This is a genomic window from Pseudomonas sp. 05N433, assembly GCF_056396925.1.
Window position 1 is genome coordinate 1 of sequence record NZ_JBFTML010000033.1, and the last position, 20,685, is coordinate 20,685.

Below are 20,685 nucleotides of genomic sequence, written 5' to 3' on the forward strand. Positions count from 1 at the left end.
GTGGCGAGGGGGCTTGCCCCCTCGCCACAAAAGCTCCCTCGCCACAGATAATCCCGCCCCTCCCCCACAACATGTGTTTGGCGGTGTTCCTATGGCCAATGCCGAGAGAAGACCGGCGCCAATGCAGGGTGGCGGTCGAAGCGTTCGAGCCAGGCGAAGAACCCCGGCCGCGCAATGCGCAAGTGTTCCCGGGTGCCCGCCCACCGCGTTACCACCGCTGCCAGAATATCCAGCGCGCCCGGTTTTCCATCGTCCAGGTACAACTTGCCGGCGAACTGATCGGCAAACACCTCCCAATGCCAATGCAGGCGTTGGCGGGCACCGGCCATGAGGTTTTGCCGGGACGACTCGTCCGCCTCGGCCAGCCAGCGTTCGGGGTAATCGATGATGCCGATGGCGGTGTAACAATTGCTGACGATATACACCAGGCCATGAATCACCTGATCGCGCTTGATCGGATTTTCCGGCAACAGATTCGACTCCGGAAACGTAAGGCCCAGGTGAATCAGGATGGCCGCACTCTCGGTAAGAACGCCGCCATCAGGCAGTTGCAGAGTGGGAACCTGCTTCAGCGGGTTGAGCTTCTCCAGCGCATGCAGCGCCTGCGAGGACGATGAAACGTCGATGAAGCGATAAGGAACCTCGCACAGTTCCAGCGCGGCTTCGATGGCGGCCGCCCCCGAATTCTGATGCCCATAGAGCTGGTACATGACTAAATCTCCTCTGCGACTCTCTCTTTGTAGCAGATGCCAAAGACTGCGCACGAACCATGTGGGAGCGAGCTTGCCCGGTTACCCTCCCGCGCGCTTCATACAGCGCTGATAGCGCTCGTCGACCCGCTTGGCAAACCACGCCGTGGTGAGTTTTCGGGTGATTTTCGGGCTTTGCAGCACGATCCCCGGCAACACCGCCCGGGGTAATGGCCGGCCTTCGGCCTGTTCGGCCAAAGCGAAGACGCGTTGATAGAGCGTGGTGTCCTCGAACTGAAGACTTTTGCCCTCCTCCAGTTGATCCCGAATGGTCGGGTTGCGCATGTCCAATTGCTTGCCAAGGGTGCGCACCGCCAGTTCCGTGGCGCCGGGCATAATCGAGTCGTAGCGCACCAGGTCGCCATCCAGCGCCAGCGGGATACCCGTCGCACGACTGACCGCGTTCTGAAACGCCGCATTGCGGCTGGCGTACCAACCGGCGTTGAAATCGGCGAAGCGATACAGCGGCTGCTTATAGCTCACCGGATAGCCGAGCAAGTGGGCGATACCGAAATACAGGCCACCGCGACGGGTGAACACTTCGTGACGAATCGAGCCGTTCACCGGGTAGGGATAATCCCGCACATGCTGCTCGGCAAAGTCGATGCTGACCTGCATCGGCCCGCCGGTGTGCACCGGGTTGAAGCCGCCGAACAAGGTCCGGCCCATGGGCACCATGCCGATGAAGTCATCGAAAATCTCGCTGAGCTCTTTCTCGCTGCGCACGGCATTCAGCCGGTCGCTGTAGCTTTTGCCGTTGGGTGAACGCACCTGCAAGGCACCGCTGACCAGCAAGCCGGGGATGTGGGCCTTATCGGCGCGGCGGTCGATTTCATCCCGGGCGATCTTGCCCAGGCCTGGCACCAGCGGGTCAGCCTGAAACGTCGACTCTTGCTCAGCGACCGCGAGTACCGAACACAGGTTTTGCGTGGTCGGCGAAATCTTTTGCGCGGCAAATGCTGCGTAGATGTCCGTGGCCCAGCCCTGACGGTCGACCGTTTTGGCCGGCAGCAGGCTGACGATCTCGGCCTTGACCTCGGCAGGCTTGCGGGCCGGCGGTTCCTGAGGGCGCTGAGTGCCGCAACCGGCCAGTACCAACAGCGCGGCCACGCTCATGATCAATCGATTGGCTTGCATGGTGCTCCATCAAATCCGTTGAGCCGGGTTAACCATACGATCAATGGCATGGCGCAGGCTATGACTATCCCGCCCTCTCCCTGTTCCGTAGCCGCTGTCGAGCCTGCGAGCGCGTCCCGGTTGAACCATACTTGATCCACACACCGAGGAGGACAGGCTCATGAACCGTAGCGACGTGCTGATCATCGGCGCCGGCCCGACCGGGCTGGTCCTGGCGCTGTGGCTGAGCAAGCTGGGGATTGGGGTGCGGATTATCGACAAGACCTCGGCCCCCGGTACTACCTCACGCGCGTTGGCAGTACAGGCCCGAACGCTGGAGCTGTATCGCCAGCTCGACCTCAGCGACGCCGTGGTGCAGAACGGCCATAAAGTGTGCGCCGCGAATTTCTGGGTCAAGGGCGAACCGGTCGCACACCTGCCGCTGAGCGCCATCGGCGAGGGGTTGACGCCCTATGCGTTCCTGGAAATCTATCCGCAAGACGAGCATGAACAACTGCTGATCGAACGCCTGGAGACCTTTGGCATTACGGTGGAGCGCAACACCGAATTGCACAGTTTCGAGGAAACTGGCGATGGCATCACCGCAACGCTGCGCTTGCCCGATGGCCAGCAGCAAACCTGCCAGGCCTGCTACCTCGCTGGCTGCGACGGCGCCCGCTCGATCGTGCGCAAATCCCTGGACACCGATTTTCCGGGGGGCACCTACCAACAGATTTTCTACGTGGCGGATGTGCAGGCCCGCGGCCCGACGTTCAACGGTGAATTGCATGTGGACCTCGACGAAGCCGACTTTCTCGCCATTTTTCCTTTGTCCAGCGAAGGTCGCGCCCGACTGATCGGCACGGTTCGCGACGAACGCGCCGAGCGCGCCGAAACCCTCCAGTTTGCAGACGTCAGCAGGCGGGCCATCGAGAATTTAAAGGTGCAGATCGATCAGGTGAACTGGTTCTCGACCTACCGCGTGCATCACCGGGTAGCGGATCACTTTCGTACCGGACGCGCGTTTCTGTTGGGTGACGCCGCCCATGTCCACAGCCCGGCGGGTGGCCAGGGCATGAACACCGGGATTGGCGACGCGATCAATCTGGCCTGGAAGCTCGCGGCGGTGTTAAGCGGCAGCGCCACGGCCAAACTGCTCGACAGTTATGAAACCGAACGCATCGCCTTTGCCCAGCGCCTGGTGGCCACCACTGATCGGGTGTTCAATTTTGTCACGGCCGATGGGCCAATTGCCGACGTAATGCGCATGCGCGTGGCGCCCTTTTTGATCCCGAAAATGATCTCGTTCGAGGCCGTCCGGGAGTTCCTGTTTCGCACGGTGTCACAGACCACCCTCAACTATCGCGGCATGCCGTTGAGTGAGGGCGTTACCGGCCATATTCACGGCGGTGATCGCCTGCCCTGGGCCCACGACGATGAAGGGGACAACTTCGAATCGCTGAAATACCTGACCTGGCAGGTGCATGTGTATGGCGAAACCAGCGACGAGATGATCGCCTGGTGCAGCGCGCATCACCTGCCGTTGCAGGTGTTCGACTGGCGACCGGTGTTTGAAACCGTGGGACTGGCGCGCAACGGGTTTTACCTGCTGCGCCCCGATACCTATGTGGCGATCGCCGATTACAGCGCCGATCCGAAGGTGATCGAACGGTATTTCCGCGATCATGGGATACGGCCTTATATCACCTGAAGATCTTTTGATTTGTTAGATCCCGGCCAGGGCCAGGTCCATTGCGAAGTAGGTGAAGATCAAATCCGCCCCCGCCCTTTTGATCGCCCCCAGACTCTCACGCACGACGCGATCTTCATCGATCGCCCCAGCCTGGGCGGCGAATTTGATCATCGCGTATTCACCGCTCACCTGATACGCCGACAACGGCAGACGCGAGGCTTCGCGGATGTCGCGGATGATGTCCAGGTACGCGCCGGCCGGCTTGACCATCAGCGCGTCGGCGCCTTCCTGTTCGTCCAGCAACGACTCACGCACCGCTTCACGACGGTTCATCGGGTTCATCTGATAGCTTTTGCGGTCACCCTTGAGCGCACTGCCGCCGGCTTCGCGGAACGGGCCATAAAGCGCCGAGGCGAATTTGGTCGAATAGGCCATGATCGCGGTCTGGCTGAAACCCGCTGCATCGAGCGCCCGGCGAATCGCCTGGACCTGCCCGTCCATCGCCGCCGACGGCGCGATCACATCGGCGCCGGCCCGGGCGGCGGCCACGGCTTGTTTGCCGAGGTTGATCAGGGTCTGGTCGTTATCGACTTCGTGCTGGTGCAACACGCCGCAATGGCCGTGGTCGGTGTACTCACAAAAACAGGTGTCGGACATCACGATCATTTCCGGCACGGCGTTTTTGGCGATGCGCGACATGCGCGACACCAGGCCGTTATCGTTCCAGGTGTCGCTGCCGTTGCTGTCCAGATGATGAGACACGCCGAAGGTCATCACCGACTTGATCCCGGCCCGGGCGTAACGCTCGATCTCGCCGGCCAGTTTCGACTCGGGAATGCGCATCACCCCGGGCATGCTCTTGATCGGCACGAAATCGTCGATCTCTTCCTCGACGAAAATCGGCAGCACCAGGTCATTCAAGCTGAACTCGGTTTCCTGGAACAGGCTGCGCAGGCTCGCATTGCGGCGCAGACGGCGTGGACGTGCTTCGGGGAACTGACTGGACATGGACCTTCCTGAAGAGACGAAATTCGTAGGGCGCAAAGCTTATGCCCTGCAAGGTGCGGGACACAAACCTCGATCGCTCAAGACAACGTTACCGCGGCGGCAACAATCGCCCGCATCGAATACCGCCTGCTCTCACAGGTTAGATCGTCAGCGTTCCGGTAATACACGTCACGACAGCACCACCAATCCAAATCTCATCTCCCACCTGCTCCACCCGAATCCGCCCGGCGCGGCCCATGGTCAGGCCCTGACTGACGACATAAGATGCCGGGGCCAGCCCTTCGCTGAGCAACCATTGAGCGATTCCGGCGTTCAGGCTGCCGGTGGCCGGGTCTTCCGGCATGCCGTCGCCGGAGATGAATGCACGCACTTCGAACTGCGCCTCAGCACCATCGCGCTCGGGGTGCCATGGCGCGATGACACCGACGGCGAGGCCGAGCATCTGTGCATGATCCGGCTGCAAGTCCAGAATCTGCTGGCGGTCCTCGACCATCACCGCCAGCCAACCGGCACCGTTGTCGACCCATTGCGTGCGCACAATCGCTCCCGGCGCCAATCCGAGGCCCAGCCGTACACGCTCGACCAGCCCGGCGTCCACCGGGCCGGACCTGAGCAACGGTGGCGCGAGAAACGCCAGCTCCGCCCCCTGCCGACGCACTCGCACCAACCCGGCACCGCATTCCTGAATGATCTCCTCGCCTTTGGGCACCCCACCGGCCTCGAGCCAGGCATGGCAGGTGCCCAGCGTCGGATGACCGGCGAACGGCAACTCTTGCAGGGTGGTGAAGATGCGTACCCGATAGTCGGCCCGGGGGTCTCGAGGTTCGAGCACGAAAGTGGTTTCGCTGAGGTTGGTCCAGTTCGCGAACGCCGCCATGCGTTCATCGCTGAGCTTGTCTGCGCCGAACACCACCGCCAGCGCGTTGCCCTTGAGCACGACGTGGCTGAAGACATCTACTTGCTTGAAATCGAATGAGCTCATTGCCTGCCTTGGTGATGAGGGATTCAAAGGGATTGCTTGGGGATTTCCAGCCCACGAATCACCGCCGGCCTTGCCAGGAAACGCTCCAGCACGCGAGTGACATTGGGGAAATTCTGGATGCCGACCAGATCACCGGCCTCGTAGAAGCCGATCAGGTTACGCACCCACGGAAAAGTCGCGATGTCGGCAATGGTGTAGCGCTCGCCCATGATCCAGTCGCGCCCTTGCAGACGGCCATCGAGGACCTTGAGCAAGCGCTTGCTTTCGTCGACGTAACGATCACGGGGACGCTTGTCTTCGTAGTCCTTGCCGGCGAATTTGTTGAAAAAGCCGAGCTGGCCGAACATCGGCCCGATAYCGCCCATCTGAAACATCAGCCACTGAAGGGTCTCGTAACGCGCTGCCGACTCCTGGGCCAGCAGTTGCCCGCTCTTGTCGGCGAGGTAAATCAGAATCGCCCCGGACTCGAACAGCGCCAGCGGTTGGTCGCCCGGGCCGTGGGGGTCGAGGATCGCCGGAATCTTGTTGTTGGGGTTCAGCGACAGAAACTCAGGGGACAGCTGATCCTGGGTGTCGAAGCCCACACGATGCGGCTCGTAGGGCAACCCGATCTCTTCGAGCATGATCGAAACCTTGACGCCATTGGGCGTTGGCAAGGAATAGAGCTGGATCCACTCCGGGTACTGGGCCGGCCATTTTCGAGTGATGGGGAATGCAGACAAATCGGTCATCGGGAGCTTCCACGGGAAAGTCGGAGTGAAGATCATAAGGGGGACGGGGCTAACATGTGTACTGTGCCCATCAATCCGAAACATCCTGTCGATAACCTTCCCCCCAATCCGTTCAAGGTTGCCGCTAAAGTGCCAGGCACCTGGCCCGGATCGAAGCTCGAATCGAACCAAAAGGGCTTCAGCGGACTCTGAGCATTGCCCTGTTAGAAATGGACCGGGTCAACGACATGGCAAACACCCTATGCTAGGCACTTGAGGTGTCAAGGTTTGTCGGCCTTAACCAAATGCGCTGAAGATTACCTATTCGATGATGAATCCTTTGAAACTCACCAACCGCTTCAAACATCGCGCTTATATCTTCCTGCCCGCTCTGTTGGCGGCCAGCGCGTTGTTTTTGTCACTGGAGTCCAGTGTAAGCCGCGCCCAACCGGTGGACGGTACACAGACGCTGGTGTTTTTGCGTCACGCGGAAAAACCGGCCGGCGGCCTGGGTCAGCTCAATTGTCAGGGACTGAACCGCGCCATCGACCTAGCCACCTTGCTGCCGGAAAAATTCGGCAAGGCCAACTACGTGTTTGCCGCCAACCCGACGCGCAATGTAGAGGAAGGCGAACTGGATAATTCCTACAGTTACATTCGCCCCCTGATGACCATCAGCCCCAGCGCGATCAAGCTCGGCTTGCCGGTGAACATCGAATTTTCGGCCAACGACACCAGCGACCTGGCCGATGAACTGCTTCGCGACAAGTATCACAACTCGATCATCTATACCGCCTGGTCTCATGGCTACCTGCCCGAGCTGATCAACAAGGTCGCCGGGGAAGCCGTCGGCTCAGAACAGCGCATCACCGATGACTGGGCATCCAGCGACTATGACTCGCTGTACGTGCTCACGCTGACCTGGCACAACGGCAAGGCCAGCCTGCAGAGCCACCTCTATAAGCAAGGGCTCAATAACGGCCCGGAGACTTGTCCGACGTAAGCGGTCGGGCACCTGCCAGGCCCCATCGCGAGCAGGCTCGCGAAGGGGCCAGTAAAAACAACATCACCCCCGCTGCTTGCCCCGCTCCCGCAAATATTCGAGAACCGCCCCCCGATCCCCGACAAACTCGATCCGCGCCCCCTTCTTCTCCCGCTGAAACACATACATCGGGTCGTAATACTCACGCAGCAACCCTTCGATCCAGCCCCGGTGCAAATCCACCGCGCCGCTATTGGCCTGTTCCGCCAGCGCATCCTCCATCAAGGTCAGCATCCGCCGATGACGTTCGCCGCCCAGGCGTTTCTGGACATTGTTCAGGCTCGCCAACATCCGCTCGGAAAACAGCGCGAAGCCTTCATCGCCATACACCTCGGTGAACTCGGCGCATAAATCCACCACGTAATCGCGCAGGATCCGCTCGACGCGCCCTTCCAGGCTGTCTTCCAGCCAGACCATCGGAAACTGCTGCATGCCCTGATACAGCGGCAACGGCAGCGCACAACTGCCGATCGCGCGGCTCTCGTCTTCGAGCACAAACTGCTCGATACCGCTGGCACACTTTTTCAGCACGTCCACGGCCAGGCGGTTTTCAAAGTCGATGTTGGAGGGTTGGCCGGTGGCGCGTTTGCCGAAGCTGGAGCCGCGATGATGGGCATGACCTTCAAGGTCCAGCGCGTTGCTCAATTGCGTGAGCACCTCGGTCTTGCCGGTGCCGGTCATGCCGCCCAGCAAAACGAAATCGCACTGGGCAACGGCCTGGTCGAGCGTGTCGAGCAAGAAGGTGCGCATGGCCTTGTAGCCGCCACCGACCCGCGGATAGTCGATGCCCGCTTCGTCCTTGAGCCACTGCTGGGTGATCTGCGAACGCAGCCCACCGCGAAAACAATACAAATAGCCATCCGGATGCGCCCGGGCAAAATCGGCCCAGGCCTGGATACGCTCGGCCTTGRTCGCGCCGGTCACCAATTGATGCCCCAGCGTGATGGCCGCTTGCTGACCGTGTTGCTTGTAGCAAGTGCCGACCCGTTGCCGCTCATGGTCATTCATCAGCGGCAGGTTGACCACACCGGGGAATGAGCCCTTGAGGAATTCGATCGGCGCGCGCACATCCATCATCGGCCGGTCGTTGAGGAAGATGTCGCGGTAATCGGTGAAGTCTCTGGACATCAAACCACCTCAACCGCGTGGGTCTGTCGCTCAACCAGTTCGCCGATCGGCTGAAGGGCCAGCCCAAGTTCGGCCGCCACCGCCAGGAACGCTGCGTCGCATTCGGGCGTGACTGCAATCAGCAAACCGCCGCTGGTCTGCGGGTCGCAGAGCACGCGTTTGTGCAACTCCTGGAGCCGACCGACCTTGCTGGCGTAGCTGTCGAAATTGCGCAGTGTGCCGCCGGGCACGCAGCCCTGATCGAGGTAATACTCGACGCCCGGCAGGCGCGGCACACGGTCATAGCCGATGCGGGCGGTCACGTTGCTGCCGTCGGCCATTTCCACCAGATGCCCGAGCAGGCCGAAACCGGTGACGTCAGTCATTGCGGTCACGCCATCGAGCTTGCCAAAACGGCTTCCGGGTTTGTTCAGGGTGCACATCCAGTCGCGGGCCAGGCCGATGTCGGCATTGCGCAACTTGCCCTTTTTCTCGGCGGTGGTGAGGATGCCGATGCCCAAGGGTTTGGTGAGATAGAGCCGGCATCCGGCGGTGGCGGTGTCGTTGCGCTTCATGTGGCGCTTTTCCACCAGTCCGGTCACGGCCAGGCCGAAGATCGGCTCAGGTGCGTCGATGGAATGGCCGCCGGCCAGGGGGATTCCCGCTTCATCGCAGACCGACCGCCCGCCGCGAATCACTTCCCGGGCAATCTCCGGCGCCAGCACATTGACCGGCCAGCCGAGGATCGCAATCGCCATCAACGGATCGCCGCCCATGGCGTAAATGTCGCTGATGGCGTTGGTGGCGGCGATACGGCCGAAATCGAACGGATCGTCGACGATCGGCATAAAGAAGTCAGTGGTCGACACCACGCCGCGCTCTTCATCGATGGCATACACCGCCGCGTCATCGCGCGAGGCGTTGCCAACCCAGAGTTTCGGGTCCAGGTTCTGCGCCCCGCTGCCGGCCAGAATCACCTCCAGCACCTGGGGCGAAATCTTGCAGCCGCAACCTGCGCCGTGGCTGTATTGGGTCAGACGTRTCGGCTCGCTCATGGGATGCACCTTGTGAAGTCAATGGCGAGGATTCTACAGCAACCCCATTTGGCAGAAGCCGCGTAAGAACGATCTTTGTGCAGCGAAACTCACTTTGGTGCATTCAGCTCCCCGCCTTTCCCCCGCCCCTCGAAATCCTTGACCAAAAGGACAGTAAAACCGCCAATTCCTCCGGCTTTTCAGCGCATTGCGAAAATTGGTATAGCTTGTGCAAACGTTTGCGAGTCGCCGATACCGGCCTGTTCGCCACTTAAACCGCACAAGCCCGCACCATCGGGGCTTCGATACGCACGAAAAGGGACTTTTAATGCATTGCACCTCCAGTCGCGTGACTTGCTCGCGCACGTTTGCTGTTTCCTTGCTGTTGGCCAGCGTTACAGGACTACTCAGCAGCTCCGCGTTGGCCCAACCGACCACCACCGAAGAATCCGCCCAGGGCGAAGCCCTCAGCCCTGAAGCCAACCCACCAAAAAAAGGCGCGTACCTGTCGGACTGGTTCAATCAGGACCTGACCGTCATCGGCAGCAAGGACATCAGTTTCGGCCCGCAACCGGCCGACGACATCTACTTGGAATACGAGTACTTCGGCCGCAAGGGGCCGTTCGAGTTGTACGGCTACATCGACATTCCGAAGATCTTCGACATCGGCAACAGCCATGACAAAGGCGTATGGGACCACGGCTCGCCAGTGTTCATGGAGCACGAACCACGGATTTCCATCGACTACCTCGCCGGCCGCAGTCTGGCCGTCGGGCCGTTCAAGGAATGGTACGTGGCGTTCGACTGGATCTACGACCACGGCAGCAACAGTGCCAACCGCGCCAACACGCTGTACAGCGGCCTCGGCACCGACATCGACACCCATTCGCGGGTCAATCTGTCGGCCAACTTCTACGGTCGCTACCAGTGGGAAAACTACGGCGCCAGCAACGAGTATTCGTGGGACGGCTACCGCGCCCAGCTCAAATACATCGTGCCCATCAGCAGTTTCAGCAACGGCGCTTCGTTGACCTACATCGGTTTCACCAACTTCGACTTCGGCTCCGACCTGCACAAGGACAACCCGGCCCGCACCGCCAATGCCACCGTGGCCACCAACGTGTTGCTCTACGCCTTCACCCACTTGCGTTTCACCCTGGTCGGCCGCTACTTCCACAACGGCGGCAACTGGGAGGACGGCAGTGAGTTGAATTTCGGCGACGGCGACTTCCGCGCCCGTTCCAACGGCTGGGGTTACTACGCCGGTGTCGGCTATCAGTTTTAAGGCTCATTTGAATCAGGAGGTTTTATGAAAGCAATGACGCGTCTTTCCCTGTCTGTCGGTTTTGCGGCAAGCACCCTGCTCTCTTCCTCTGCCTGGGCGGTAGAAGCGCCGATCCAGCCGAAAGTGATGCTGATCACCATGTTCGCTCCCGAAGCGCAGAACTGGATCGATCGCCTGGAACTCAAGCAGGAAGTGCGAGTACCGGGCCTGTCCGCCGAGTACCCGAACATTCGCTGCAACACCGAACAGGTGTGCCTGATGGTCACCGGCATGGGCCAGACCAATGCGGCGGCCTCGACCCTGGCCCTGGCGCTGTCGCCGAAATTCGACCTGCGCAAAAGTTACTTCCTGATCGCCGGGATTGCCGGCATCAACCCAAAACACGGGACCCTCGGCACCACCGCGTGGGCGCACTACCTGGTGGAGTTTGGCACCCAGTGGGAACTGGATTCCCGGGACGCGCCGAAAGACTGGCCGACCGGTTACCTGGGCATTAACACCAAAGGCCCGAACGAAAAACCGCCGCTGGATTACAAGACCGAAGTCTTCGAACTCAACCCAAAGCTGCAGGCCAAGGCCTTCGCCCTGAGCCACAAGGTCGAGCTGAGCGAGAGCAAGGAGTCGGCGGCGTGGCGCTTGAAGTATCCGTCGGCCCCGGCCAATCAGCCGCCGGTGGTGACCCAGTGCGACACGCTGGCGGGCAATACCTGGTTTTCCGGGACGCGCTTGAGTGAGCGGGCGGAAGTCTGGACAAAATTGCTGACCAACAACGAAGGTGTCTACTGCACCACTCAGCAGGAAGACAACTCCACCTACGAGGCACTGCTGCGGGCCAGTCGCGAAGGTCTGGTGGATGTCCGCCGTTTGGCGGTGGTACGCGCCGGTTCCGACTTCGACCGGCCCGCGCCGGGCCAGAGCGAGGTGGATAACCTGCTCAAATACGCCGATCAGGGCGGGTTTGTGCCGGCACTGGAGAACCTGTACCGCACGGGGAATCCGTTGGTGCAGGAGATCTTAAAGAATTGGTCGGCTTGGGAGAAAGGCGTGCCTGAGGCCTGATTCATACGTCCCTATGTGGGAACGGGCTTGCCCGCTCCCACATTTGATCCGGGGTGTATTTCCAGTTGCATCCATTTCAAGGCAACAAAATCACCTTGTCGCCACTGCCCTGATTCACCTCGGCATACCGTTCCAGCCCCTCGGCCAACGGCGATTCAACTAGCCCTTCCGGCAACGGCAACAGGCCCTGATCGAAAAAGCTTCCGAACTGTTCGAGCATCGCCGCACACGCCTGAACCCCGTACAGCAACGAATTGATCCCCACCACCGAACCGCCCTTGCGATACAGCGCCAGGGCCGGCAATTGCACATGCCCATCCGCCGGCGCGGCGATGATTGCGATGCGACCGAACGCGGCCAGCGCCGGGACCGAGGCCGGTAGCCAGAAACCGGTGGTGTCGAAGATCACGTCGGCACCGCCGGCATACACGGCGTTGACCTGTGCGCCCAGCTCTTCGGGCTTATCCAGTTGCAGCGTCTGATAACCCTGAGCCTGCAAATCCTTGACCTGCTCCGGCCGCCGCGCCGCCGCCAGCACTTGGGCGCCCCGGACTTTGGCCAGCGCCAATGCTGCGCTGCCCACCGCCCCGCCGCCGATCACCAACAACCGCGTTCCGGTCGTGACAAGACTGCGTTCCAACGCATCCCACGCCGTGGTGTACGGCACACCGAGGCTGGCAGCCTGGGCAAAGCTCAGATGCGTCGGCTTCAGCGCCACGCCATTGGCCGGCAGTTTGACGAATTGCGCGTGGGAACCGTCGGCAAAGAAGCCCAACTCCCGGCCGGTGCCCCAGACTTCCTGGCCGATCAGCGCCTGCGGGCCTTCGACGACGATACCGGCGAAATCACGCCCGGGAATCCGCGGCAATGTGGTGTAGGGAAAGCGCCCCAGTACGTTTTTCACATCGCTGGGATTGAGGCCCGCCGCCTTGATCTGGACCAGCACTTCGTCAGCGCCGGGAACGGGGGTGGGCACCTCAACGTAGCGCAGGGCCGAGAGGTCGCCGGTTTTGTCGAATTGCAGTGCTTTCATGGGCATTTCCACCAAATGGATAAGAGGTTTCAGGAGATCCAGCCCGCCACCAGTTGCCGACCCAAGGGCCACAACTGCTCACCGGCAAGCATGCCCAGCAGGCCCACCAGCGCGATGGCCGGCGGTGCGGGGGAACGAAAATCCAGCGCGCCATAGAGCAGGCCGACGCCCAGACCGATACCCAACGAGATAAGGTAGTTCATGACAGACTCCGTGGCATAAGGGGGTATGCGCAGAGTCTAGAGAGAGGTCGCCACGGACGTCGGCCAAGTACTTCTGAATGTCGGCCAAAGCGCTTTTTACGCAGCGCCGCCCCGTTGCTGGCTCACGCAAAACTGCGAAGGCGCGACGCCCAGTTCCCGGCGGAACATGTCGCTGAAGCTGCTCGGCGAATAACCCAGTTCCCGGGCTATCGCGCTGACCGGTACGCCCTGAATCAATTCGGCCGCCGCGGTCGCCAGTTGCACCTGCCGCCGCCATTCGGCGAAGCCCATGCCCAAACCGTCCTTGAACAACCGCGCCAGGGTACGCACGCTGGCACCGGCATTTTCGGCGTGCTGCTCGAAGGGAATGTCCAGCGACGGTGAGGCCATGACCGCCTGGCACAGGTTCATCAGCCGCCGGTCGGAATCGTCCGGTAGCGGTATTTTCAGCAATGAGCGCCGGGCGCGCTTGAKCTCCAGCAAGGCCAGGCCGACCAGCGCGTCGTAGTAATCCGGGGCACCGTCGTCGCCCTGCTCCACCAACCCGACGATCAGTTCGCGCAGCAAGCCGCCGACTTCAATCACTTGCACACTGTCGTCCAGTGTCGCCGCCAATGACGGCCGCAGGTAGATGTTGCGCATCTGCAAGTCAGAGACCACGCGAATCCCGTGCGGCACACCCGGCGGCAGCCAGACCGCCCGTTGCGGCGGCACCACCAGTGCTTCATTGGGCGTCTCGACCCACATCACGCCGCTCATCGCGTACAGCAACTGGCCCCACGCATGTTCGTGAGGCTCGATATACAACCCACGTGGGTAAGTACGTGCCAGCGGTTGCACGGGCACATCGGTATCGCTTAAATCAGGGGGGGCGGCCTTGGCCATAGGCTAGGATCATTAGGGGACGGAAAGGCTCCATGGTAGCGAGGCGTGCGACGTGTCGCCAGTCGCTGTAACCGACTGACAATCCGACGGAATTTTTCGCGCGCCTCACGATCCTTCTATAACAACAGGGAGGAATACAGGCTTTATGAACAACGCAAAGCTTTTCGTCATTGAATACACACTTCATGGCAAGCCTAAGTCTTTCATCATCCGCCAGGACAAAATGGACAACGCAGAAGCCTGGCACTGGGCCAGTTGCGATGCCGGCGTAGGCCGGATCCCTCGTTTTGGCCGTGAGCGGGTGCAAAAGACCAGCAAACCTGTGGCGGAAAAATTCGGCGTCGAGAACGTGACCTGGCGGCCGACGAGTTGAACGTTGAACGGGAGGGTGAATATTCGAACTGAAAGTGGAGCCGCAGCGGCTCCACTTTTTTTGGATGAGCGGTCAGTGCTTAGCGCACTTGCAGCCTTTGGTGGAACATTCTTCGCCGTGTTCGTGATGTTTGGCGCAGCCTTCGCAGCAATAGTGCTTGCCGTGACGCACGATGGGGTGATCGCCCAGTTTGCAGGAGCATTTCGGGCAGTCGCAGGTACCGTCGTTCATGAGTCTGACTCCATGGTTAGGGTCGTCCGGGTGCCGCGGGTGCGCGGCACCTGAAGCAAATGACCGCCCGTTGCGGAAACCGGTTCAAACAGATGCCTGGACGGAGTTTGCTTACTATTGAGGGTAGTCGCGATGTGGCTCCCCCGTAGCAGCAGCCTCGCGGGCTCGGCAGCTGCTGCAGATCGCAAAACGCTCTCAGCGACATCAATCAAATACGGAATTGCCCGACCAATTGCCCCAGGCGCTGACCGAGATCGGCCAGGCTGCGCGAGGTTTGCGCACCGCGCTGGGTCTCGTCGGCGACGCTGTCTACCGCCACGGCGATCTGGTGCACGCTGCGGTTGATCTCTTCGGCCACGGCGGTTTGCTCTTCGGCGGCGCTGGCAATCTGCGCGTTCATCGAGTTGATGGTGCCAATCAACTGAGCCATGGCGTCCAGCGACGCCCCGGCCTCGTTGGCCTGGGCCGATGTGCCGTCGCCGGCCTCGCTGGAGCGGCGCATGGACTCGACCGCCGATTGGGTGCCGGCCTGCAAGCGGTCGATCATGCCCTGGATTTCCTGGGTGCTGATTTGCGTGCGACTGGCCAGCGCCCGCACTTCGTCGGCAACCACCGCAAAACCACGTCCGGCCTCACCGGCGCGGGCCGCTTCAATGGCGGCGTTGAGCGCCAGCAGGTTGGTCTGCTCGGCAATCGAACGGATCACCCCGAGCACGCTGACAATCGACGACACGTCTTTCTGCAGGCTGTCGAGGGACACGCCGCTGCTGCGAATGTCGTTCACCAGTGCATGAATCTTCACGATGCTGCCGGCCACCACGCGCTTGGCGGCCTGGCCTTCTTCGTCGGTCTGCTGGGCAGCGACCGCGGCGTTTTGCGCGCTCTTGGCCACTTCCTGGGCCGCCGCCGACATTTGGTTGATCGCCGTGGCCACCTGATCGGTCTCGTGACGCTGGCGCTCCATGGCCTGATCCGAGCGTTGGGCCTGATCGGAAACCTGATTCACCAGCCCGGTCAGTTGCGAGGTCATTTCGGTGATCTGCCGCACCAGGCCGTGGATCTTGTCGACGAAACGGTTGAACGAGCCGGCCAGTTCGCCGAGTTCATCCTGGCTGGTGATGGTCAGGCGCCGGGTCAGGTCGCCCTCGCCCGCCGCGATGTCGTCGAGGTTGGCTTTCATCAGGTTCAGCGGACGCAGAATGGTATTGGCCAGCAGCATCCCGGCCGCGGCGATCACCAGCAGCACCAACACGGCAATCCCGACAATGCTCAGCACCACGCCTTGCATGCGTTCCTGGACCTTGATCTCGACCAGCGCCACTTGCGCTTCTATGCCGTCGAGGTTGACCGAGGTGCCGACCGCCATGTCCCACTTCGACAGGTATTCGGTGTAGCCGAGCTTGGGTACCTGCACTTGGGTATTACCAGGCAGTGGCGAGCTGTATTGCAGGTAGTGGGTCCCGTCCTTGGCGACTTTCACCAGGTCGCGGTTAACGTAGATGCCGTTCGGGTCGCGGTTGTCCTTGAAGCTCTGGCCCACGCCTTCGGGGCTGTTGGCCTTGAACAGGCGCACGGTGTTGGAGTCGTAGCCGAAGAAGTAGCCGTCCTTGCCGTAGGTGATGCTCGACAGCAACTTGATCACCTGCGCCCGCGCCGCGTCATCGCCGGGAGCGGCCGCGTCGTAGAGCGGTTTGATCGCGGTCATGGCCACGGCAACGTAGCTTTGCAGGGTTGCCTTGGCATCGCTGAGCAGGCGCTGACGGGTTTCCTCGACTTCCTTGCGGGCCTGTTCCTGCAGAATGAACAGCGTGGTCAGGCTGATGACCAGCGCAAAGAGCAACACCGGGAGGACGGCAAGGGACAGGACTTTGGCCTTCAGGCTCATGCGCATGACGTTCACTCTTTTGATTTTATTGGCGTGGTTAAAGGCTATAACGGCACGCCAGATCAAAAGTTGAACGCGGTCCTACAAGGTAGAGTGGTTACAGAACCATCGCCGCCACCCAACCGAACGCCAGCAACGGCAGGTTGTAGTGCAGGAAGGTCGGGACCACGGTGTCCCAGATGTGGTGATGCTGGCCGTCGATGTTCAGACCGGAGGTCGGGCCCAGGGTCGAGTCCGACGCCGGTGAACCGGCATCGCCCAGCGCGCCGGCAGTGCCGACGATGCACACGATGGCGATCGGGCTGAAGCCCAGTTGCACGCACAACGGCACGAAAATCGCCGCCAGAATCGGTACGGTGGAAAACGACGAGCCGATGCCCATGGTCACCAACAGGCCCACCAGCAGCATCAACAGCGCCCCGATGCCTTTGCTGTGGTCGATCCACGAGGCCGAGGACTCCACCAGTGTCTGCACATGACCGGTGGCTTTCATCACTTCAGCAAAACCGGATGCGGCGATCATGATGAAGCCGATCATCGCCATCATCTTCATGCCTTCGGTGAACAGGTCGTCGGTTTCACGCCACTTGACGATGCCCGACGCCGAAAAGATCAGGAAGCCCACCAGCGCCCCGATAATCATCGAGTCCAGCAACAGCTGAATAATGAACGCCACGATAATCGCCAGACCGGCGACCATCAGGCTCAAGGGGTTGTACTGCACCGCGACCTGTTCGACTTGCTCGATCTTTTCCAGGTCGTAAACGCGCTTCTTGCGGTAGCTGATGAAGGCTGCCGCGAGGCCAAACACCATGCCCAGCGCCGGAATGCCCATGGCATGGGTGACGTTGATGCCGCTGATGTCCACCCCGCTACGGGCGACGTTGGCCAACAGGATTTCATTGAGGAAGATGTTGCCGAAGCCCACCGGCAGGAACATGTACGGCGTGATCAGCCCGAAGGTCATCACGCAGGCGATCAACCGCCGGTCCAGTTGCAGTTTGGTCAGCACATATAAAAGAGGCGGCACCAGCAACGGGATAAACGCGATATGAATCGGCAAAATGTTCTGCGAGGCGATGGCCACCACCCAGAGCAGGCCGATCAGCAGCCATTTGACATTGCCGCCGCCGTTGGTGTGCTGGCGATCGACCATGGCCAGGGCTTTGTCCGCCAGGGCGTGGGCCAGGCCGGACTTGGCGATGGCCACGGCGAACGCGCCGAGCAAGGCGTAGGACAACGCCACTGTCGCCCCGCCGCCGAGGCCGCTGTTGAAGGCTTTGAGGGTCGCATCGATCCCCAGGCCACCGGTCAAACCACCGACCAGCGCACCCACAATCAGCGCGATTACCACATGCACGCGGGACAGGCTGAGTATCAGCATGATGCCGACCGCGGCAATTACTGCATTAATCATCGTTACCTCAAGGCAAGCGGAAAGAGTCCGTCCGGCAGTGCGCACAAGCGCCGCCAGCGGATTGAAGAGAGGGTTTTATTAGAGGGCGCGCACTGTGCCGCAGCATCGTCCCCTTGTCAAAGCGAACGGCTATTGCCGATATGTAACGGATTGCGCTCCCACAGGGTTATGGGTTGGCTTCCGCTCTGTGTCAGCGTTTGGGCAGTTCGATCATCACTTTCAAGCCGCCCCACTCGCTTTCCTCCAGCCTCAACACCCCGCCCCACGTGTCGACGATGTCGCGCACGATGCCCAATCCCAATCCATGCCCATCGGTCTGTTCATCAAGCCGTGTACCGCGGCTGAACACCTGGTCACGCTGGTCTTCGGGAATCCCCGGCCCATCGTCTTCCACGCTCAACTGAAAACTTTCAGCCGTTTCAACCACGCTTAACCGAACCTCGGCATCCGCCCATTTGCAGGCGTTGTCCAGCAGGTTGCCCAGCAACTCCAGCAGATCTTCGCGATCCCACGGCAGTTGCAAACCGGCCGGTGCGCGGTAGCTCAGGTCGAGGTGTTCACCGTGAATCATGTTCAGCGTGGCCAGCAACCCCGGCAGCTCGGCATCGCAATCAAACAACGCACCCGGCAGCGCATCGCCGGACAACCGGGCGCGGTTGAGTTCGCGATTGAGTCGCTGCTGGACCTGCTCCAGTTGCGCTTGAATCACCTTGCGCAGCTGCGGGTGCGCATCGAGCTTCTCGCTGGAAGCCAGGCTCAACAACACTGCCAACGGGGTTTTCAACGCATGCCCCAAGTTGCCCAAGGCATTGCGCGAGCGCTTGAGGCTATCTTCGGTATGGGCCAGCAAATGGTTGATCTGCGCCACCAGCGGTTCCAGCTCCACCGGCACGGCTTCGTCGAGTTGCGAACGCTGGCCCTGCTGCAACTGGGCGATTTGCTCGCGGGCCTTTTCCAGCGGGCGCAAGGCGCGGCGCACGGTGATCCGTTGCAACAGCAAAATCAGCAACAGCCCCGCCAGCCCCAACCCGAGACCGACTTGTTGCATGCGACAGAAACTCTCGCGCACCGGCGTGTAGTCCTGAGCGACGCTGATGGAAATCGCCTGGCCCAGCCGCCGGTAGTCCGAACGCAGCACCAGCAACTGCTGCCCTTCCGGCCCCAGTTGCAGGTTGCTGTTCAGGCCCGGGTGTTCGAGCCGCGGCAGGTCCTGATCCCATAACGAGCGGGAGCGCCAATGGCTGTCGGCAAAGTCGATACGAAAATAGTGCCCGGAAAACGGGCGCTGATAGGCCGGCGACAGATGGCGCTCATCCAGCTGCAACCCCTGCGGGCCACGCACCAGCGCCACCAGCAGGTTTTCACTGTCGTTGCGCAACCCGGCTTCGAGGTAGCGCTGCAAACCCATTTCGAACAGCCACAGGCTGGTTTGCGCCAGCACCAGGCCGACGATCACCATCACGCTGATCAGGCCCAGGCTCAAGCGACGCTGGATCGACCTCACTGGGCTTGCCCGCCGAACAGGTAACCCTGACCGCGACGGGTTTCGATCACGCTGCGGCCGAGCTTGCGGCGCAGGTGATTGACGTGGACTTCTAGCACGTTGGAGTCGCGCTCGGTTTCACCGTCATAGAGGTGTTCGGCGAGGTGGCTTTTGGAAAGGATCTGTTCGGGGTGCAGCATGAAATAGCGCAGCAGGCGAAATTCGGCGGCGGTGAGCTGGATGTCGGCGCCGTCGCGGGTCACGCACTGGCGACCTTCATCCAGGTGCAGCCCGGCGGCCTTGAGTGTCGGCTGATTGGCCTGGCCGTGRGAGCGGCGCAACAAGGCCTGAATGCGCAGGTGCAGTTCTTCCGGGTGGAAGGGTTTGCTCAGGTAATCGTCGGCGCCGGCCTTGAGGCCTTCGATCCGCTCGGCCCAGGAACCGCGTGCGGTGAGAATCAGCACCGGCGTGGCCAGGCCACCGGCCCGCCACTGCGCCAGCACCTCAAGCCCCGGCAAACCCGGCAGGCCGAGGTCGAGGATGATCAGGTCATAAGGCTCGCTGCTGCCCTGGTACACCGCATCGCGGCCGTCGGCCAGCCAGTCCACGGCGTAGCCTTGCCGATTGAGGCCGGCCATCAATTCGTCGGCCAGCGGCACGTGGTCTTCCACCAGGAGCAAACGCATCGATCAATCTTCCTTGTCTTTAAGCACGTGGCCGGTGGTGGCATCGACGTCCAGCTCGCGCACCACGCCTTCGGCGGTCAGCAGCTCGACTTCATAAACATAGACGTCGTGTTTTTCTTCAAGCTCGGCTTCCAGCAACTTGGCCCCGGGATAGCGGTCCAGCGCTTGCTGCAAGAGCTGCTCCAGCGGCAGGATCACGCCCTGTTGGCGCAGGCGCAGGGCTTCGTCCTGATCCAGGTCGCGGGCCACGGCCACCGAGCAAAAAGCCAGAAGCACCAGCGCCATGCTTGAAAATGAAAGCACCTTCATTACGTATCCTGATGATCCCTGAGAACCTGCCCGCTGACCGCATCCAATTCCATATCCCACTCAATGCCTTGCGGGTCGCGCAGTTCCATCTGGTATTTGTACTTGCCGTACTCTTCTGCAAGCTCGGTGCCGGTGATGGTCGAGCCGGGGTGTTTGGCCAGAGCGGTGGCRTTGAGCTTCTCGAAAGACACAATGGTACCAGCGTCGTGCAGTCTCAGGGTTTCGTCGGGGCCCAGGTCGCGGGCATGAGCGAGGCTGGCGGTCAGGCAGATGAGGGACGCGGTGAACAGGGCAGTCAGGATTTTCATGGGGTGGCTCCGTATTTTCTTATGTGTTGCCGACGGCGCGACCTTAGCGATTCGAACTTAACTGAAACTGAATTGCCATCATTGGGA

The 20,685-nt window shown here is 61.1% G+C and carries 22 protein-coding genes and 1 pseudogene; 5 read left to right on the plus strand and 18 right to left on the minus strand.

Annotated features, from left to right (window positions below; translation table 11 throughout):
• Nucleotides 1-89: 89 nt before the first annotated feature.
• On the minus strand, nucleotides 90-710 hold the full coding sequence (locus AC1DIS_RS18080) for a glutathione S-transferase (protein ID WP_477745526.1): 621 nt from the start codon (nucleotides 708-710) through the stop codon (nucleotides 90-92).
• An 81-nt stretch (nucleotides 711-791) separates the two neighbouring features.
• Nucleotides 792-1,886: a DUF1615 domain-containing protein gene (locus tag AC1DIS_RS18085; protein WP_477743740.1), complete on the minus strand. Its 1,095-nt coding sequence runs from the start codon at nucleotides 1,884-1,886 to the stop codon at nucleotides 792-794.
• A 160-nt stretch (nucleotides 1,887-2,046) separates the two neighbouring features.
• Between AC1DIS_RS18085 and AC1DIS_RS18090 the strand changes: the two genes are divergently transcribed.
• On the plus strand, nucleotides 2,047-3,576 hold the full coding sequence (locus AC1DIS_RS18090; protein ID WP_064618947.1) for an FAD-dependent monooxygenase: 1,530 nt from the start codon (nucleotides 2,047-2,049) through the stop codon (nucleotides 3,574-3,576).
• Between the two features lie 15 nt (nucleotides 3,577-3,591).
• Here AC1DIS_RS18090 and hemB read toward each other — a convergent pair whose 3' ends face one another.
• From hemB to AC1DIS_RS18105, 3 genes are all read right to left on the minus strand, one after another.
• Complete coding sequence (hemB, locus tag AC1DIS_RS18095; RefSeq protein ID WP_018925389.1) at nucleotides 3,592-4,566, minus strand: porphobilinogen synthase; 975 nt, start codon at nucleotides 4,564-4,566, stop codon at nucleotides 3,592-3,594.
• Between the two features lie 139 nt (nucleotides 4,567-4,705).
• Complete coding sequence (locus tag AC1DIS_RS18100; protein ID WP_477743741.1) at nucleotides 4,706-5,548, minus strand: PhzF family phenazine biosynthesis protein; 843 nt, start codon at nucleotides 5,546-5,548, stop codon at nucleotides 4,706-4,708.
• A 23-nt stretch (nucleotides 5,549-5,571) separates the two neighbouring features.
• A complete protein-coding gene (locus AC1DIS_RS18105; protein ID WP_477781002.1) occupies nucleotides 5,572-6,279 on the minus strand; it encodes a glutathione binding-like protein in 708 nt (235 codons plus the stop codon).
• A gap of 307 nt (nucleotides 6,280-6,586) precedes the next feature.
• Here AC1DIS_RS18105 and AC1DIS_RS18110 point away from each other — a divergent pair, with 307 nt between their 5' ends.
• Entirely contained in the window at nucleotides 6,587-7,261 is a 675-nt protein-coding gene (locus AC1DIS_RS18110; protein WP_086945078.1) for a histidine phosphatase family protein, read from the plus strand.
• A 63-nt stretch (nucleotides 7,262-7,324) separates the two neighbouring features.
• Here AC1DIS_RS18110 and mnmH read toward each other — a convergent pair whose 3' ends face one another.
• Nucleotides 7,325-8,428 carry a tRNA 2-selenouridine(34) synthase MnmH gene (gene mnmH / locus AC1DIS_RS18115; protein ID WP_477781003.1) on the minus strand — a complete coding sequence of 368 codons (1,104 nt, stop codon included), beginning with the start codon at nucleotides 8,426-8,428 and terminating at the stop codon, nucleotides 7,325-7,327.
• On the minus strand, nucleotides 8,428-9,462 hold the full coding sequence (gene selD, locus AC1DIS_RS18120; RefSeq protein ID WP_477781004.1) for a selenide, water dikinase SelD: 1,035 nt from the start codon (nucleotides 9,460-9,462) through the stop codon (nucleotides 8,428-8,430). The genes mnmH and selD overlap by 1 nt, the downstream gene beginning before the upstream one ends.
• A gap of 307 nt (nucleotides 9,463-9,769) precedes the next feature.
• Here selD and AC1DIS_RS18125 point away from each other — a divergent pair, with 307 nt between their 5' ends.
• Entirely contained in the window at nucleotides 9,770-10,726 is a 957-nt protein-coding gene (locus tag AC1DIS_RS18125) for a nucleoside-specific channel-forming protein Tsx (protein WP_138867957.1), read from the plus strand.
• Nucleotides 10,727-10,750: 24 nt separating this feature from the next.
• Nucleotides 10,751-11,785, plus strand: coding sequence for a purine-nucleoside phosphorylase (locus tag AC1DIS_RS18130; protein ID WP_477743744.1), 1,035 nt, complete (start codon nucleotides 10,751-10,753; stop codon nucleotides 11,783-11,785).
• Between the two features lie 76 nt (nucleotides 11,786-11,861).
• Here the strand turns inward: AC1DIS_RS18130 and AC1DIS_RS18135 are convergent, their stop codons facing one another.
• From AC1DIS_RS18135 to AC1DIS_RS18145, 3 genes are all read right to left on the minus strand, one after another.
• Nucleotides 11,862-12,818: a quinone oxidoreductase family protein gene (locus tag AC1DIS_RS18135; protein ID WP_477743745.1), complete on the minus strand. Its 957-nt coding sequence runs from the start codon at nucleotides 12,816-12,818 to the stop codon at nucleotides 11,862-11,864.
• 29 nt (nucleotides 12,819-12,847) lie between these two features.
• A complete protein-coding gene (locus AC1DIS_RS18140; RefSeq protein ID WP_007933035.1) occupies nucleotides 12,848-13,021 on the minus strand; it encodes a DUF1427 family protein in 174 nt (57 codons plus the stop codon).
• A 96-nt stretch (nucleotides 13,022-13,117) separates the two neighbouring features.
• A complete protein-coding gene (locus AC1DIS_RS18145) occupies nucleotides 13,118-13,906 on the minus strand; it encodes an AraC family transcriptional regulator (RefSeq protein WP_477781005.1) in 789 nt (262 codons plus the stop codon).
• A 145-nt stretch (nucleotides 13,907-14,051) separates the two neighbouring features.
• On the opposite strand from AC1DIS_RS18145, the gene AC1DIS_RS18150 reads away from it, so the two are divergent.
• Nucleotides 14,052-14,279 (plus strand): DUF6555 family protein, encoded by a 228-nt coding sequence (locus tag AC1DIS_RS18150; RefSeq protein ID WP_086945082.1) that lies wholly within the window; start codon nucleotides 14,052-14,054, stop codon nucleotides 14,277-14,279.
• A 72-nt stretch (nucleotides 14,280-14,351) separates the two neighbouring features.
• Here AC1DIS_RS18150 and AC1DIS_RS18155 read toward each other — a convergent pair whose 3' ends face one another.
• The 8 genes and pseudogenes from AC1DIS_RS18155 to AC1DIS_RS18190 all read right to left on the minus strand — a co-directional run bounded on the left by AC1DIS_RS18155 (nucleotide 14,352) and on the right by AC1DIS_RS18190 (nucleotide 20,598).
• Nucleotides 14,352-14,510, minus strand: a complete 159-nt coding sequence (locus tag AC1DIS_RS18155; RefSeq protein WP_086945083.1) for a metallothionein — start codon at nucleotides 14,508-14,510, stop codon at nucleotides 14,352-14,354.
• Nucleotides 14,511-14,718: 208 nt separating this feature from the next.
• On the minus strand, nucleotides 14,719-15,540 hold the full coding sequence (locus AC1DIS_RS18160) for a methyl-accepting chemotaxis protein (protein ID WP_370695268.1): 822 nt from the start codon (nucleotides 15,538-15,540) through the stop codon (nucleotides 14,719-14,721).
• Between the two features lie 36 nt (nucleotides 15,541-15,576).
• Nucleotides 15,577-16,401: pseudogene (locus AC1DIS_RS18165) on the minus strand (cache domain-containing protein); the annotation flags it as partial.
• A gap of 91 nt (nucleotides 16,402-16,492) precedes the next feature.
• On the minus strand, nucleotides 16,493-17,809 hold the full coding sequence (locus tag AC1DIS_RS18170) for a Na+/H+ antiporter family protein (protein WP_173861189.1): 1,317 nt from the start codon (nucleotides 17,807-17,809) through the stop codon (nucleotides 16,493-16,495).
• A gap of 193 nt (nucleotides 17,810-18,002) precedes the next feature.
• Nucleotides 18,003-19,316 (minus strand): sensor histidine kinase, encoded by a 1,314-nt coding sequence (locus tag AC1DIS_RS18175; protein ID WP_018925375.1) that lies wholly within the window; start codon nucleotides 19,314-19,316, stop codon nucleotides 18,003-18,005.
• Nucleotides 19,313-19,981 (minus strand): response regulator transcription factor, encoded by a 669-nt coding sequence (locus AC1DIS_RS18180; protein WP_018925374.1) that lies wholly within the window; start codon nucleotides 19,979-19,981, stop codon nucleotides 19,313-19,315. The genes AC1DIS_RS18175 and AC1DIS_RS18180 overlap by 4 nt, the downstream gene beginning before the upstream one ends.
• Nucleotides 19,982-19,984: 3 nt before the next feature.
• Entirely contained in the window at nucleotides 19,985-20,290 is a 306-nt protein-coding gene (locus AC1DIS_RS18185; RefSeq protein WP_018925373.1) for a PepSY domain-containing protein, read from the minus strand.
• Nucleotides 20,290-20,598, minus strand: a complete 309-nt coding sequence (locus AC1DIS_RS18190; RefSeq protein WP_018925372.1) for a PepSY domain-containing protein — start codon at nucleotides 20,596-20,598, stop codon at nucleotides 20,290-20,292. Before AC1DIS_RS18190 ends, AC1DIS_RS18185 begins: the two co-directional genes overlap by 1 nt.
• Between the last annotated feature and the right edge of the window lie 87 nt (nucleotides 20,599-20,685).

Coding starts and splice junctions, on each gene's coding strand:
- AC1DIS_RS18130 (WP_477743744.1), top strand. CDS start 10,751: ATGAAAGCAATGACGCGTCTTTCCCTGTCTGTCGGTTTTGCGGCAAGC.
- AC1DIS_RS18135 (WP_477743745.1), bottom strand. CDS start 12,818: ATGAAAGCACTGCAATTCGACAAAACCGGCGACCTCTCGGCCCTGCGC.
- AC1DIS_RS18155 (WP_086945083.1), bottom strand. CDS start 14,510: ATGAACGACGGTACCTGCGACTGCCCGAAATGCTCCTGCAAACTGGGC.
- AC1DIS_RS18125 (WP_138867957.1), top strand. CDS start 9,770: ATGCATTGCACCTCCAGTCGCGTGACTTGCTCGCGCACGTTTGCTGTT.
- AC1DIS_RS18160 (WP_370695268.1), bottom strand. CDS start 15,540: ATGACCTCGCAACTGACCGGGCTGGTGAATCAGGTTTCCGATCAGGCC.
- AC1DIS_RS18140 (WP_007933035.1), bottom strand. CDS start 13,021: ATGAACTACCTTATCTCGTTGGGTATCGGTCTGGGCGTCGGCCTGCTC.
- AC1DIS_RS18150 (WP_086945082.1), top strand. CDS start 14,052: ATGAACAACGCAAAGCTTTTCGTCATTGAATACACACTTCATGGCAAG.
- hemB (WP_018925389.1), bottom strand. CDS start 4,566: ATGTCCAGTCAGTTCCCCGAAGCACGTCCACGCCGTCTGCGCCGCAAT.
- AC1DIS_RS18110 (WP_086945078.1), top strand. CDS start 6,587: ATGATGAATCCTTTGAAACTCACCAACCGCTTCAAACATCGCGCTTAT.
- AC1DIS_RS18080 (WP_477745526.1), bottom strand. CDS start 710: ATGTACCAGCTCTATGGGCATCAGAATTCGGGGGCGGCCGCCATCGAA.
- AC1DIS_RS18185 (WP_018925373.1), bottom strand. CDS start 20,290: ATGAAGGTGCTTTCATTTTCAAGCATGGCGCTGGTGCTTCTGGCTTTT.
- AC1DIS_RS18100 (WP_477743741.1), bottom strand. CDS start 5,548: ATGAGCTCATTCGATTTCAAGCAAGTAGATGTCTTCAGCCACGTCGTG.
- AC1DIS_RS18085 (WP_477743740.1), bottom strand. CDS start 1,886: ATGCAAGCCAATCGATTGATCATGAGCGTGGCCGCGCTGTTGGTACTG.
- AC1DIS_RS18090 (WP_064618947.1), top strand. CDS start 2,047: ATGAACCGTAGCGACGTGCTGATCATCGGCGCCGGCCCGACCGGGCTG.